Source organism: Parabacteroides goldsteinii (genome assembly GCF_020091425.1).
Taxonomy (GTDB): Bacteria; Bacteroidota; Bacteroidia; order Bacteroidales; family Tannerellaceae; genus Parabacteroides; species Parabacteroides goldsteinii.
Map to the genome: position 1 here is coordinate 648,713 of NZ_CP081906.1, position 14,543 is coordinate 663,255.

Here is a 14,543-nt window from a genome sequence, read left to right on the forward strand (position 1 = left end):
TTAATCCAAATGAATATTATAAATTTAGGAATTCTTGCTCACATTGATGCAGGAAAAACTTCCGTAACCGAGAATCTGCTGTTTGCCAGTGGAGCAACGGAAAAGTGCGGCCGTGTGGATAATGGTGACACCATAACGGACTCTATGGATATAGAGAAACGTAGAGGAATTACTGTCCGGGCTTCTACGACATCTATTATCTGGAATGGAGTGAAATGCAATATCATTGACACTCCGGGACACATGGATTTTATTGCGGAAGTGGAGCGGACATTCAAAATGCTTGATGGAGCAGTCCTCATCTTATCCGCAAAGGAAGGCATACAAGCGCAGACAAAGTTGCTGTTCAGTACTTTACAAAAGCTGCAAATCCCGACAATTATATTTATCAATAAGATTGACCGTGCCGGTGTGAATTTGGAGCGTTTGTATATGGATATAAAAACAAATCTGTCGCAAGATGTCCTGTTTATGCAAACTGTTGTCGATGGATCGGTTTATCCGGTTTGCTCCCAAACATATATAAAGGAAGAATACAAAGAATTTGTATGCAACCATGACGACGATATATTAGAACGATATTTGGCGGATAGCGAAATTTCACCGGCTGATTATTGGAATACGATAATCGCTCTTGTGGCAAAAGCCAAAGTCTATCCGGTGCTACATGGATCAGCAATGTTCAATATCGGTATCAATGAGTTGTTGGACGCCATTTCTTCTTTTATACTTCCTCCGGCATCAGTCTCAAACAGACTTTCAGCTTATCTCTATAAGATAGAGCATGACCCCAAAGGGCATAAAAGAAGTTTTCTTAAAATAATTGACGGAAGTCTGAGACTTCGAGACGTTGTAAGAATCAACGATTCGGAAAAATTCATCAAGATTAAAAATCTAAAGACTATTTATCAGGGCAGAGAGATAAATGTTGATGAAGTGGGTGCCAATGATATCGCGATTGTAGAAGATATAGAAGATTTTCGAATCGGAGATTATTTAGGTGCTAAACCTTGTTTGATTCAAGGATTATCTCATCAGCATCCCGCTCTCAAATCCTCCGTCCGGCCAAATAAGCCCGAAGAGAGAAGCAAGGTGATATCCGCTCTGAATACATTGTGGATTGAAGACCCGTCTTTGTCCTTTTCCATAAACTCATATAGTGATGAATTGGAAATCTCGTTATATGGTTTGACCCAAAAGGAAATCATACAGACATTGCTGGAAGAACGATTTTCCGTAAAGGTCCATTTTGATGAGATCAAGACTATCTACAAAGAACGACCTATAAAAAAGGTCAATAAGATTATTCAGATCGAAGTACCACCCAACCCTTACTGGGCCACAATAGGGCTGACTCTTGAACCCTTACCGTTAGGGGCAGGGTTGCAAATCGAAAGTGACATCTCCTATGGTTATCTGAACCATTCTTTTCAAAATGCCGTTTTTGAAGGGATTCGTATGTCTTGCCAATCTGGTTTACATGGATGGGAAGTGACAGATCTGAAAGTAACTTTTACTCAAGCCGAGTATTATAGCCCGGTAAGTACACCTGCTGATTTCAGACAGCTGACCCCTTATGTCTTCAGGCTGGCTTTGCAACAGTCAGGTGTGGACATTCTCGAACCGATGCTCTGTTTTGAGTTGCAGATACCCCAAGTAGCGAGTTCCAAAGCTATTACAGATTTGCAAAAACTGATGTCTGAGATTGAAGACATCAGTTGTAATAATGAGTGGTGTCATATTAAAGGGAAAGTTCCATTAAATACAAGTAAAGACTATGCCTCAGAAGTAAGTTCGTACACTAAGGGCTTAGGCATTTTTATGGTTAAGCCATGTGGGTATCAAATAACAAAAGACGGTTATTCTGATAATATCCGCATGAACGAAAAAGATAAACTTTTATTCATGTTCCAAAAATCAATGTCATTAAAATAATGGAGCGGTCAGGAAATTTCTATAAGGCAATACGGTTGGGATATATACTTATCTCCATTCTTATCGGATGTATGGCATATAATAGCCTCTATGAATGGCAGGAGATAGAAGCATTAGAACTTGGCAATAAAAAAATAGACGAGCTCCGAAAAGAAATAAACAATATCAATATTCAAATGATAAAATTTTCTCTATTGGGTGAAACAATACTGGAATGGAACGATAAAGATATCGAGCATTACCATGCACGGCGTATGGCAATGGACAGTATGCTCTGCCGTTTCAAGGCCACCTATCCAGCAGAGCGCATCGATAGTGTGCGCAGTCTTTTAGAGGATAAGGAACGACAGATGTTCCAGATAGTCCGGTTAATGGATGAACAACAATCTATTAACAAGAAGATAGCCAATCAAATTCCGGTTATTGTACAGAAAAGTGTGCAGGAACAGTCCAAAAAGCCAAAACGAAAAGGTTTCTTAGGCATATTCGGCAAAAAAAAGGAAGTAACTCCAGCAGTATCAACCACTATCCTTCATTCGGTCAATAGAAACGTAATCAGCGAACAGAAAGTGCAGGATCGCCAATTGTCGGAACAAGCCGACAGCCTTGCAGCTCGTAATGCAGAACTTAACAGACAACTGCAAGAATTGATTTGCCAAATAGAAGAAAAGGTACAAACCGAACTGCAAAGCCGGGAAAACGAAATAGTTGCCATGCGTGAAAAGTCATTTATGCAAGTAGGCGGTTTAATGGGATTCGTTCTTCTATTGTTGTTAATTTCCTACATCATCATACATCGTGATGCAAAAAGCATTAAACAATACAAGCACAAGACAACTGATTTGATAAGGCAACTGGAACAATCCGTACAACGGAACGAGGCACTGATAACGTCAAGGAAGAAGGCGGTACATACTATCACCCATGAACTGCGCACACCGCTGACAGCAATAACAGGCTATGCCGGACTGATACGGAAAGAACAGTGTGAGGATAAGTCCGGGCAGTATATCCAAAACATACTGCAATCCTCCGACCGTATGCGGGATATGCTTAACACTTTGCTTGACTTCTTCCGCCTGGACAACGGCAAGGAACAGCCCCGTCTGTCACCCTGCCGGATTTCAGCAATCACGCACACACTTGAAACGGAGTTCATGCCTGTTGCCGTGAACAAAGGGCTGTCCTTGTCCGTGAAGACTGGACACGATGCCATTGTATTGACCGACAAAGAGCGAATAATACAAATCGGGAATAACCTGCTGTCAAACGCTGTCAAGTTCACAGAAGAAGGCGGTGTTTCTTTGATTACTGAATATGATAATGGAGTTCTGACACTGGTCGTTGAAGATACAGGTACAGGCATGACAGAAGAGGAACAGAAACAAGCGTTCGGTGCGTTTGAACGTCTATCAAATGCCGCCGCAAAGGAGGGTTTCGGGCTTGGGCTTGCCATAATGCGTAATATTGTGTCGATGCTTGGCGGAACAATCCGTTTAGACAGCAAGAAAGGGAAAGGCAGTCGTTTCACAGTTGAAATTTCTATGCAGGAAGCTGAAGAACAGCTTGGATATACAAGCAATACACCTGTTTATCATAACAATAAATTCCATGATGTTGTCGCCATTGACAATGATGAGGTATTACTTCTGATGCTGAAAGAGATGTATTCCCAAGAAGGAATACACTGCGACACTTGCACCGATGCTGCGGCACTGATGGAAATGATACGCCAGAAAGAATACAGCCTGTTGCTGACAGACTTGAATATGCCCGATATAAACGGTTTCGAATTGCTGGAACTGTTGCGTTCGTCCAACGTGGGCAATTCACCAACAATCCCGGTGGTTGTGGCAACCGCTTCGGGCAGTTGTAACAAAGGGGAACTATTGGCAAAAGGCTTTGCCGGATGCCTGTTCAAACCGTTCTCCATATCGGAACTGATGGAGGTTTCCGACAGGTGTGCCATAAAAGCGACACCGGACGGGAAACCGGACTTTTCCGCCTTATTGTCCTATGGCAATGAAGCCGTCATGCTGGAAAAGTTGATAACTGAAACAGAAAAGGAAATGCAGGCGGTACGGGATGCAGCAAAAGAAAAAGACCTGCAAAAGCTGGATTCCCTGATCCACCACCTGCGCAGTTCGTGGGAGGTGCTCCGTGCCGACCAACCGCTGAATGTACTTTACGGATTGCTTCGTGGCGATGCTCTCCCGGATGGTGAAGCGTTAAGCCATGCCGTGACTGCCGTGCTGGATAAGGGAGTGGAAATAATACGGTTGGCAGAAGAGGAAAGGAGAAAATACGAAGATGAATAAGACAAAAATAATTGTGGTGGAAGACAACATCGTGTATTGCGAATATGTCTGCAATATGCTGTCACGGGAGGGCTACCGCAATATGAAGGCTTACCACCTCTCAACCGCGAAGAAACATCTGCAACAGGCAACAGATAATGATATCGTGGTTGCCGACCTGCGTCTGCCTGACGGCAGTGGCATAGACCTTTTGTGCTGGATGCGAAAGGAGGGAAAGATGCAGCCCTTCATCATTATGACCGACTACGCCGAAGTTAATACCGCCGTGGAAAGCATGAAACTCGGCTCGATAGACTATATTCCCAAACAGCTTGTGGAGGATAAACTTGTCCCCCTGATCCGTTCCATACTGAAAGAACGTCAGGCAGGACAACGCCGTATGCCTATATTCGCCCGTGAAGGTTCCGCCTTTCAGAAAATCATGCACCGCATAAGGCTGGTAGCCGCCACCGATATGAGCGTGATGATATTTGGTGAGAACGGCACGGGCAAGGAGCATATTGCCCACCTGTTGCATGACAAGAGCAAACGTGCAGGCAAGCCATTTGTGGCGGTGGACTGCGGTTCACTCTCCAAAGAGCTTGCACCGTCGGCTTTCTTCGGACACGTCAAAGGTGCATTTACAGGTGCGGACAATGCCAAGAAAGGATATTTCCATGAGGCGGAAGGCGGCACGTTGTTTCTGGACGAGGTAGGAAACCTCGCGTTGGAAACCCAACAGATGTTGCTCCGTGCCATACAGGAGAGGCGGTATCGCCCGGTCGGAGACAAGGCAGACCGGAATTTCAATGTCCGCATCATCGCTGCTACCAATGAAGATTTGGAGGTATCGGTGAATGAAAAGCGTTTTCGGCAGGATCTTCTGTACCGCCTGCACGACTTCGGGATAACCGTTCCTCCGTTGCGTGACTGTCAAGAAGACATTATGCCGCTGGCAGAGTTCTTCCGTGATATGGCAAACAGAGAGCTGGAGTGTAGCGTGAGCGGGTTCAGTTCCGAAGCACGTAAAGCGTTGCTGACACACGCATGGCCGGGCAACGTGCGGGAACTTCGGCAGAAAGTTATGGGTGCTGTATTGCAGGCGCAGGAAGGTGTTGTCATGAAAGAGCATCTGGAACTTGCCGTGACGAAACCGACCTCTACTGTCAGCTTCGCCTTGCGCAATGACGCGGAGGATAAGGAGCGGATATTGCGTGCGTTGAAACAGGCAAACGGCAACCGGAGTGTCGCCGCAGAACTGCTCGGCATAGGCAGGACAACACTATACAGCAAACTTGAAGAGTATGGACTTAAATATAAATTCAAGCAATCATAGCCCGTAATTCACTGAATTTGGCTATCTTTGCATAACATTTGAGAAAAACGGCGATTGGCAGGAGCTTTTCGCCGCCAACATATAGGATAAGACCGCAAGGCGTTTCAAGCGAAAATCTGGTAAATTGGAACTACGGAGACGATTGCGTGATGCTTATGCTATGCTTACGCATAGCGTGCATTCACGTACTCTCCGTAAAGGCTTTACCAGAGCCATCGCTTGAAGGTAGTGTGAATTGCACGCTACTTTTTTACCCTTGCCTAACGAAAGGAAACGATTATGGGTAAAGTTCAGATTCTCGCCGTACTGACGATGGACGGATGTCTTTCTTCAGAGTTATATGATAAAGCACATCAGGATTTGTGCCTTGACCGTTGCGGTCTTGATGAAATCAGGAAGAAAGCCTTTTACCGTGTGACACCGGACTATTCCATTTCAATGCTGCACGAATGGAGAAAAGACTGCACAAACATCCGTTACCTCGCGGAAGCCACACCGGACACGGCAGACTATATAAACGGACTGCTGCGGATGCACGCTGTGGATGAAATCATACTATACACCGTTCCTTTCATATCCGGAAGCGGACGACATTTTTTTAAGTCGGCTCTGCCAGAGCAACACTGGACGCTTTCCTCTTTGAAAAGCTATCCCAACGGTGTATGTCGCATTATCTATATCCTTGATAAAAAAGCAAGATAGCCAAAATGTGCGGCAAGCATACATTTCTATTTTCAGGAATAGAATAAATGTTCCGATTACAAACAATTTAAGTCGGAGATAATTTGTCCTTGTGAAAAAATACTGAATTTTATACCTCTGAAATCCAGCACTTTGTAAAATTGAGTGTTGGATTTTTTATTTTCTGCCGCGTTTTTTGCCAATTATATTCATGTGCGCACGCAGAAAACAAAGTGTAATTTTCAAAATTGACAGAACCATGAATTATTTCTTGCTGGCGGAAACCGACTTTTTCCGCCTGATAAACGAAGCCGGCGACTGCAATATGGAAACGGCATACACGGCTTTCGCCACCCAAGTGATCGAACTGTGCAACGGCGGCATGGACATGAACCTTACCGTCATCGCGCTTGCCTACATCGAAATCGAGTTGCAGCACCATCCCGTACGTAATCTGTCAGAAGAAAAAAGAGAGATTGCCGCCTACGTCAGCAAGGCTCTGTCTTTCGTAAGAAAGATGCAGAAATTCCTTGCCACGCCCCAAGTGCCACCACTAATATCCGCCAACAACGCAACAGAAACCACCGCCAGCCTTCTTCAATGGACGGGCAATGCCATCGACCTCGTGGAACTTATCTACGGCATAGACGTGATGGGCTGCATCAACAACGGCAATATGCCGCTCAAACAGCTCGCCCCACTTCTCTATAAGATATTCGGGGTTGATTCTAAAGACTGCTACCGCTTCTACACTGATATCAAACGCCGGAAGAACGAAAGCCGCACCTATTTCATTGACAGGATGCAGGAAAAACTGAACGAGAGAATGTTGCGTGATGAGGAGTTGGAGCGGATGAGAAAATAAAAAAATATCCATTACATATGAGAAGACAGGAATACTCGTATCCTGTCTTTTTATTTTCATTTAATTATATATTAATTAGCACAATATATGTGAGTTTTTCATTCCTATAAGGACAAATTTCAGAAACGTATGTCTGGTAAATTATTGAGTCATCATAGTATGAACATATATCATTACTAAAAACAATGAAACAACTTCCATAAGATTGTGGTTGTAAAAATCGCCATTTAATAGCCCGTTTTTTTTGTAAAATTCGCCAATTAAAAAAATATGATTATCTTTGCATTATATTTTATAAGGTATGGAAACAGTAAATAGAATACTTCAAGAGAAGATTACAGCACGAATCGCGCCCAATAAAGCAGTACTGATTTTTGGTGCTCGCCGTGTTGGTAAAACGGTAATGATGCGTAAAATTGTGGACAACTATTCAGGTAGGACGATGATGCTCAACGGCGAAGACTACGACACATTAGCACTATTGGAGAATCGCTCAATAGCCAATTATCGGCATTTATTGGATGGTATTGATTTGCTGGCTATTGATGAGGCACAGAACATACCACAAATCGGTAGTATTCTGAAGTTGATAGTTGATGAAATACCGGGAATAAGTGTCTTGGCAAGTGGTTCTTCGTCATTCGATTTGCTGAATAAGACTGGTGAACCGTTGGTCGGCCGCAGTACGCAATTTCTCCTTACACCATTCTCGCAACGGGAAATCGCACAGACGGAAACGGCACTTGAAACCCGCCAGAACCTCGAAGCGCGCTTGATTTACGGTTCCTATCCCGAAGTAGTAATGATGGAGAACTATGAACGTAAAACAGACTACCTACGTGATATTGTCGGTGCATACCTGCTTAAAGATATCTTAGCAATTGACGGCTTAAAAAATTCGAGCAAGATGCGCGATCTACTGCGATTGATAGCTTTTCAGTTGGGCAGCGAAGTTTCTTACGAAGAGTTAGGTAAACAACTCGGCATGAGCAAGACGACCGTTGAAAAATACCTCGACCTATTGGAAAAGGTCTTCGTTATCTATCGTTTGGGGGCTTATTCGCGTAACCTACGCAAGGAGGTTACAAAAGCTGGCAAGTGGTACTTCTACGACAACGGCATTCGCAATGCCATTATCGGGGCTTTCTCACCGCTGGCCATTCGGCAGGATGTCGGTGCGCTGTGGGAGAACTACATCATCGGAGAGCGGCGCAAAGCGAACTTCAATGAGGGACTGCACAGGGAGTTCTATTTCTGGCGCACCTACGACAAACAGGAAATCGACCTGATTGAGGAGAGTGCCGACAGTCTTACCGCCTTGGAGTTCAAGTGGGGAAATAAAATGCCGGCCGCACCGAAAGCCTTCCAAGAAGCCTATCCCTATGCCGAGTTTCATGTGGTAAATCGGGAGAATTATTTGGAGTTCGTATAATCAATAAATTACGTATATGGAAACAAAACTACAATCCAAACAGCAATATCCGCGGTTTATCCAAAATAAACCGTGTGGTATTGACAAATTCGATGGAGGTTCGCAAGAAAGGTTGGCAAAAACTATTGCTCGCCATTTTTGTCAGAATGATTCATTGGATGAGGAATGTACTTTACCTCGAATTATCGGCATCGAAGGTATTTGGGGATCTGGAAAATCCAACGTGGTTAAAATGTTGGAACGTGAATTATCAGACGACTATTACTTTTTTGAGTATGACGCATGGGGACATCAAGAGGACTTGCAACGCCGCTCTATATTGGAATTGCTTACAAGCAAACTTATTGATGATGGTATCCTATCTGGAAATGCAACAATAAAAGTCAAAGGTGGAGGTACGAAAACCGTATCATGGTCTGAAAAGCTGAAATATTTATTAGCCCGTAAAACGGAGACCGTAACCGAAAAATATCCCCTTATCAGTAATGGTATGGTTGCGGCATTTTTGGTTGCAGTTTTAACTCCGATATTTACATTTATTGCGTATGCAGTAAAACCTACACCCACAACATGGTGGTTTTCTTTATTGTCTATTATCATAGCTGCACTGCCAGTTCTTATTGCATTGTGCGTTTGGAAATGGGCATATAGCAAAGATCATAAATATGGATGGAGTTATATGTTAGCTATTTATCAAGATAAAGTCGAAAAGGACGTTTGCTATGAGACTTTGAGCGAAGACGAACCAACGGTTTACGAGTTCAAAACATGGATGCAAGACATTTCTGATTTTATCAAGGAAAAAGGACAACGTAAATTAGTCCTTGTTTTTGACAACATGGATCGTCTCCCCGCTGAAAAAGTAAAAGAATTATGGTCTTCTATCCATACGTTAGCGGGCATTGTGAAAGATACCAGCATAACAGTTAAACATTGATAAATGAAAAAAAAACTACTTTGGATATTAATTTTAGGACTGATAATAATCAGTTGCAAACAAAGGAAAACAGAAATGAAAGAGAAAATAATTAAAACAAACGGCATTGAACTCTGTACGGAAAGTTTTGGAAATAAGAAAAATCCAGCAATCCTTTTGGTAGCAGGTGCAACCGTATCAATGCTGTATTGGGACACTGAATTTTGCCAACAATTATCTGAAAAAGGATTTTTTGTTATTCGTTACGACAACAGAGATGTAGGAAAATCCACTAATTATGAACCAGGTTCTACTCCATACGATATTGTTGACTTAACTAATGACGCTATTTCAATATTGGATGGCTACAAGATTGACAAAGCACATTTTGTGGGGATTTCTTTGGGCGGACTAATTTCTCAAATAGCATCAATAAAGTTTGCCGACAGAGTTAACTCCTTAACTCTTATGTCATCAGGCCCTTGGGGAGACTCAGACCCAACTATACCTGAAATGGACACGAGTATTTTAGATTTCCATAGTAAAGCAGGTACAGTCAATTGGACAAATGAAGACAGTGTGGTAAACTATTTAATTCAGGGTGCAGAATTAATGAGTGGCAAGAAACAATTTGACAAACAAAGAAGTGAAAAACTGATAAGAGCTGAGTTCAATAGAGCCAACAATTATATAAGTATGTTCAATCACGCTGCATTGCAAGGTGGTGAAGAATATTGGAACAGATTAAACGAAATCAAACAACCCACCTTAATTATCCACGGAACAGACGACAAAATTTGGCATTATAAGAATGCAGGTTTTTTACTAGAAAAAATAAAAGGTTCAAATCTAATCACCCTTGAAGGTACAGGACACGAATTACACGTTGATGATTGGAAATCAATAATTGATGGAATAGAAAAACACATAAATGACTGATAAACAAAAACAACGACCCGCTAACAATGTATATAAAAAATAGGCGAAACAGTAGTAAATTCAAGGCTTTTGGCTCGTATTATACTTTGTGCTTAACCGAAAATTTGGCACTTCGAAATCGCCTACTTTTCATATACTAACCGTTGGTGGCAAGGCTAAAAGACACAGCAAATGGACATCAGTAAAGACGTAAAAAATCAACTTGACAAATATTTTGGAAATTATACTACCACACAAATTTCAGGTGGTTCAACAAATGCTGAATTGTTCAGGGTTACGACAGATGAATCAAAGAGTTTTATTCTCAAAAAACAAATTTATAGTAACCATAATGTAAACCTCAAATACGATTATCAAAATTATTTATGGCTTGACGGAAAAATTCCAGTTCCTAAGATTATTTTTTATGAACAATTAAGCGACTTTGAATTGTTATGTATGACGGAACTGCAAGGAAAAACTCTTGAATATTATTTTGATAAAATAGAAACTGAAGAAATTATTAAGCAATATGCAATATCATTGAAAAAACTTCATTCTTTGAAAATCGACAATACTGCGTTGGTTCAACACCTTGACTTGAAAATTTCAAAAGCAAGATTTAATTTAGATAGTGGGTTAATTGATTTTACAGACTTACAACCCGAAAATCAAACTTACAGCCCCGAAGAACTATTTGTGAAATTATTAAGCATAAAGCCATCAGACTATGAATTAGTGTTTACACACGGAGATTACTGTTTTGACAACTTAATTTTTGACAATCATAACTTAAGTGGTTTTATAGACATTGGCAATGGAGGTATAACAGATAAATATCAAGATATTGCACTTGCTGTTAGAAACATACGAGATAATTTTAGACCAGAAATGGTTGACATATTTTACAAGGTATATGGACTTGATAAGCCAAACAAAAATAAAATAGAGTTTTATATATTATTAGACGAGTTCTTTTGAAAGAAGCCCAGCCACCAACATCGTATTGGCAATAGTGGGGCTGATAGTTATAAATTCAACATTTGTGCTTCTATCGGGCATTAGTGCAAATGTTGGGCTGACGTTTTTCAAATGCCCCACCATCGCCAATACGTAACCGTTGTACGACATAGTAAAACCCACCTCGTAAAAATGAAAGTTCGTGACGAAAAACTAAAAGCAATAATTGATTGGTCTAAAAATAACCGAGACATAAGAGCAGTATTATTGACAAGTTCACTTGTAAATCCATTAGCACCTGTTGACGATTTTAGCGACTTAGACATTGAATTTGTTTTTGAGGATAATACAAATTACATTTCAGACAAAAGCTGGACGCTTAAATTCGGAAATCCAATTGCTATGATTGAAGAAGACGAAAGTTGTTTTAACCATAAACACGCAATGAAAATGCTACTTTATGAAGACGGTGTGAAAGTAGATTTTAAACTTTACAGCAAATCAAAATTTATAAAGGAAACGCAAGAGAAAGAATTACCAGAAGATTGGGATATTGGTTATAAAATTTTAATTGATAAAGATGGTATTACAAAGCAAATGCTGAAACCAACTTATCAAATTTCCATTATCAAAAAACCGTCTGAAAAAGAGTTTCAAAATCTAATAAACGATTTTTGGTGGGACACAACTTACGTGGCAAAGTGTCTTGTGAGAGATGAAATATTCTATGCGAAATTTATGTCGGAAACCGTTATTCGCACAGAATATTTAATTCCTTTAATTGAATGGCACATTGCAAGTGAACACAATTGGAACATAACGACCAATAAATATGGACGACTTTTCAAAAAGTATCTTAACCAGGAAATGTGGGCTAAAACAGAACAAACATTTTCAGGGAGCGATATAAAGGAAAATTGGACTGCTCTATTTTCAATGACTGATTTAGTTTCAGAAATAGGAACTGAATTGTCAAAAAAATTAGAGTACAAATACCCGGATAAATTAGAAAATGACATACGAAAATATTTAGCTGGACTAAAACCCAAAACATAACTACGTCGTACAACATCGTATTGGCAATAGGCGGGCTGAACGGCTTCGTATCAACGGAAGTGCAAAATTCAACTTCTGTTCTTCGATTAAAGTTCAGTGCTAAAAATCCCGCCCATCGCCAATACGCGGCACGTTAGCGGGCATTGTGAAAGATACCAGCATAACAGTTAAACATTGATAAATGAAAAAAAAACTACTTTGGATATTAATTTTAGGACTGATAATAATCAGTTGCAAACAAAGGAAAACAGAAATGAAAGAGAAAATAATTAAAACAAACGGCATTGAACTCTGTACGGAAAGTTTTGGAAATAAGAAAAATCCAGCAATCCTTTTGGTAGCAGGTGCAACCGTATCAATGCTGTATTGGGACACTGAATTTTGCCAACAATTATCTGAAAAAGGATTTTTTGTTATTCGTTACGACAACAGAGATGTAGGAAAATCCACTAATTATGAACCAGGTTCTACTCCATACGATATTGTTGACTTAACTAATGACGCTATTTCAATATTGGATGGCTACAAGATTGACAAAGCACATTTTGTGGGGATTTCTTTGGGCGGACTAATTTCTCAAATAGCATCAATAAAGTTTGCCGACAGAGTTAACTCCTTAACTCTTATGTCATCAGGCCCTTGGGGAGACTCAGACCCAACTATACCTGAAATGGACACGAGTATTTTAGATTTCCATAGTAAAGCAGGTACAGTCAATTGGACAAATGAAGACAGTGTGGTAAACTATTTAATTCAGGGTGCAGAATTAATGAGTGGCAAGAAACAATTTGACAAACAAAGAAGTGAAAAACTGATAAGAGCTGAGTTCAATAGAGCCAACAATTATATAAGTATGTTCAATCACGCTGCATTGCAAGGTGGTGAAGAATATTGGAACAGATTAAACGAAATCAAACAACCCACCTTAATTATCCACGGAACAGACGACAAAATTTGGCATTATAAGAATGCAGGTTTTTTACTAGAAAAAATAAAAGGTTCAAATCTAATCACCCTTGAAGGTACAGGACACGAATTACACGTTGATGATTGGAAATCAATAATTGATGGAATAGAAAAACACATAAATGACTGATAAACAAAAACAACGACCCGCTAACAATGTATATAAAAAATAGGCGAAACAGTAGTAAATTCAAGGCTTTTGGCTCGTATTATACTTTGTGCTTAACCGAAAATTTGGCACTTCGAAATCGCCTACTTTTCATATACTAACCGTTATGCGGCAGCTTAAAAGACGACACCAAACCAGAAAAATCATCTTGACAACCACCCGACTTTGAACTACGAAGGATGAAATTTTTCAGGGACAACTTCCAGCATTTCCAAAAAACAGTTTAACCATTGACTTGGAGACAAACAAACAATTTGAGCATTAAGGTTTAAACCGAATTTTTCCGAAATTGTCCTGACCTGACTTTTCCTGAAAATCGACTTTAAAGCTGTTTTTACAGATAAATCAGGTTTCTCTAACAGACAGGAAATAAATGCTAAGTATTTGGCTTTAATCTTAAAATCAAAAAATAAGTGTTTTCTTTTAATGTTTAACAGGGCTGATTTTACAGTTGGCGGTGGCAAGAAACTTTCAGGACCTACCTCATAGACAAGTTTCAAATCAAAAAAAGTATGATAGAAAACGGTATATGGATTGTAAAGCTTCCTTGAAAATAACTTTTGTGTAGGTTCGAACTGAAGGACAATGGAACCTCCCAGAAAATTTTCAAGATTCTCAAACATCAGGATTTTGAAAATATCGGAAGTAATGCCATAAGGAATATTTGACACCACTTTGAAAGGAAATTTCGGAACTGCAAAATTCCTAAAATCACAACCGACAACTTGAACATTTCGGGCATCAGAAAATAATTTTCGTAAATGTTCAACCAAAGCTGTGTCGTTTTCAATAGCAACAACATTGTTGGCAATTTTTAATAAATGAACAGTAAGAAACCCCTTGCCTGCCCCAATATCTAAAACCGTATCCTGATTACTTATATTTGCTTGTCTTATTGCATCTTTTATTAGCACTTTATCAATAGTAAAGTGCTGACCCGTAAAACGAACGGGCAATTTCTTTTTTGTCATTAATTACTTCTTAAGGTGAATACTTGAATTCAAATCACAGA

11 protein-coding genes and 1 pseudogene are annotated in these 14,543 nt (G+C 40.3%); 11 read left to right on the top strand and 1 reads right to left on the bottom strand.

Features of this window, described 5'->3' with window-relative positions; genetic code table 11:
- Nucleotides 1-9: 9 nt before the first annotated feature.
- The 11 genes and pseudogenes from tet(Q) to estT (K6V26_RS03585) all read left to right on the top strand — a co-directional run bounded on the left by tet(Q) (nt 10) and on the right by estT (K6V26_RS03585) (nt 13,492).
- Nucleotides 10-1,935: a tetracycline resistance ribosomal protection protein Tet(Q) gene (tet(Q), locus tag K6V26_RS03535; RefSeq protein WP_004291466.1), complete on the top strand. Its 1,926-nt coding sequence runs from the start codon at nt 10-12 to the stop codon at nt 1,933-1,935.
- Nucleotides 1,935-4,253: a hybrid sensor histidine kinase/response regulator gene (locus K6V26_RS03540; RefSeq protein WP_004291467.1), complete on the top strand. Its 2,319-nt coding sequence runs from the start codon at nt 1,935-1,937 to the stop codon at nt 4,251-4,253. The genes tet(Q) and K6V26_RS03540 overlap by 1 nt, the downstream gene beginning before the upstream one ends.
- Nucleotides 4,246-5,568: a sigma-54-dependent transcriptional regulator gene (locus K6V26_RS03545; RefSeq protein WP_004291471.1), complete on the top strand. Its 1,323-nt coding sequence runs from the start codon at nt 4,246-4,248 to the stop codon at nt 5,566-5,568. Before K6V26_RS03540 ends, K6V26_RS03545 begins: the two co-directional genes overlap by 8 nt.
- Before the next feature lie 279 nt (nt 5,569-5,847).
- Nucleotides 5,848-6,270, top strand: coding sequence for a dihydrofolate reductase family protein (locus tag K6V26_RS03550; RefSeq protein WP_004291474.1), 423 nt, complete (start codon nt 5,848-5,850; stop codon nt 6,268-6,270).
- A gap of 238 nt (nt 6,271-6,508) precedes the next feature.
- Entirely contained in the window at nt 6,509-7,114 is a 606-nt protein-coding gene (locus K6V26_RS03555) for an RteC domain-containing protein (protein ID WP_004304269.1), read from the top strand.
- A gap of 301 nt (nt 7,115-7,415) precedes the next feature.
- Nucleotides 7,416-8,546 carry an ATP-binding protein gene (locus tag K6V26_RS03560; protein ID WP_004291480.1) on the top strand — a complete coding sequence of 377 codons (1,131 nt, stop codon included), beginning with the start codon at nt 7,416-7,418 and terminating at the stop codon, nt 8,544-8,546.
- 16 nt (nt 8,547-8,562) lie between these two features.
- Nucleotides 8,563-9,438: pseudogene (locus K6V26_RS03565) on the top strand (P-loop NTPase fold protein); the annotation flags it as partial.
- Between the two features lie 48 nt (nt 9,439-9,486).
- Entirely contained in the window at nt 9,487-10,401 is a 915-nt protein-coding gene (gene estT, locus K6V26_RS03570) for a macrolide hydrolase EstT (RefSeq protein WP_006744646.1), read from the top strand.
- A gap of 171 nt (nt 10,402-10,572) precedes the next feature.
- Entirely contained in the window at nt 10,573-11,361 is a 789-nt protein-coding gene (locus K6V26_RS03575) for an APH(3') family aminoglycoside O-phosphotransferase (RefSeq protein WP_154138269.1), read from the top strand.
- Nucleotides 11,362-11,532: 171 nt separating this feature from the next.
- Nucleotides 11,533-12,396 carry an AadS family aminoglycoside 6-adenylyltransferase gene (locus K6V26_RS03580; protein ID WP_153927921.1) on the top strand — a complete coding sequence of 288 codons (864 nt, stop codon included), beginning with the start codon at nt 11,533-11,535 and terminating at the stop codon, nt 12,394-12,396.
- A gap of 181 nt (nt 12,397-12,577) precedes the next feature.
- Complete coding sequence (gene estT, locus K6V26_RS03585) at nt 12,578-13,492, top strand: macrolide hydrolase EstT (RefSeq protein ID WP_006744646.1); 915 nt, start codon at nt 12,578-12,580, stop codon at nt 13,490-13,492.
- Nucleotides 13,493-13,701: 209 nt separating this feature from the next.
- On the opposite strand, the gene erm(F) is transcribed toward estT (K6V26_RS03585), so the two are convergent.
- Nucleotides 13,702-14,502, bottom strand: coding sequence for a 23S rRNA (adenine(2058)-N(6))-methyltransferase Erm(F) (erm(F), locus tag K6V26_RS03590; protein WP_004331461.1), 801 nt, complete (start codon nt 14,500-14,502; stop codon nt 13,702-13,704).
- Nucleotides 14,503-14,543 lie beyond the last annotated feature (41 nt).

Coding starts and splice junctions, on each gene's coding strand:
- estT (WP_006744646.1), top strand. CDS start 12,578: ATGAAAAAAAAACTACTTTGGATATTAATTTTAGGACTGATAATAATC.
- K6V26_RS03555 (WP_004304269.1), top strand. CDS start 6,509: ATGAATTATTTCTTGCTGGCGGAAACCGACTTTTTCCGCCTGATAAAC.
- K6V26_RS03560 (WP_004291480.1), top strand. CDS start 7,416: ATGGAAACAGTAAATAGAATACTTCAAGAGAAGATTACAGCACGAATC.
- K6V26_RS03550 (WP_004291474.1), top strand. CDS start 5,848: ATGGGTAAAGTTCAGATTCTCGCCGTACTGACGATGGACGGATGTCTT.
- K6V26_RS03580 (WP_153927921.1), top strand. CDS start 11,533: ATGAAAGTTCGTGACGAAAAACTAAAAGCAATAATTGATTGGTCTAAA.
- K6V26_RS03545 (WP_004291471.1), top strand. CDS start 4,246: ATGAATAAGACAAAAATAATTGTGGTGGAAGACAACATCGTGTATTGC.
- K6V26_RS03540 (WP_004291467.1), top strand. CDS start 1,935: ATGGAGCGGTCAGGAAATTTCTATAAGGCAATACGGTTGGGATATATA.
- K6V26_RS03575 (WP_154138269.1), top strand. CDS start 10,573: ATGGACATCAGTAAAGACGTAAAAAATCAACTTGACAAATATTTTGGA.
- estT (WP_006744646.1), top strand. CDS start 9,487: ATGAAAAAAAAACTACTTTGGATATTAATTTTAGGACTGATAATAATC.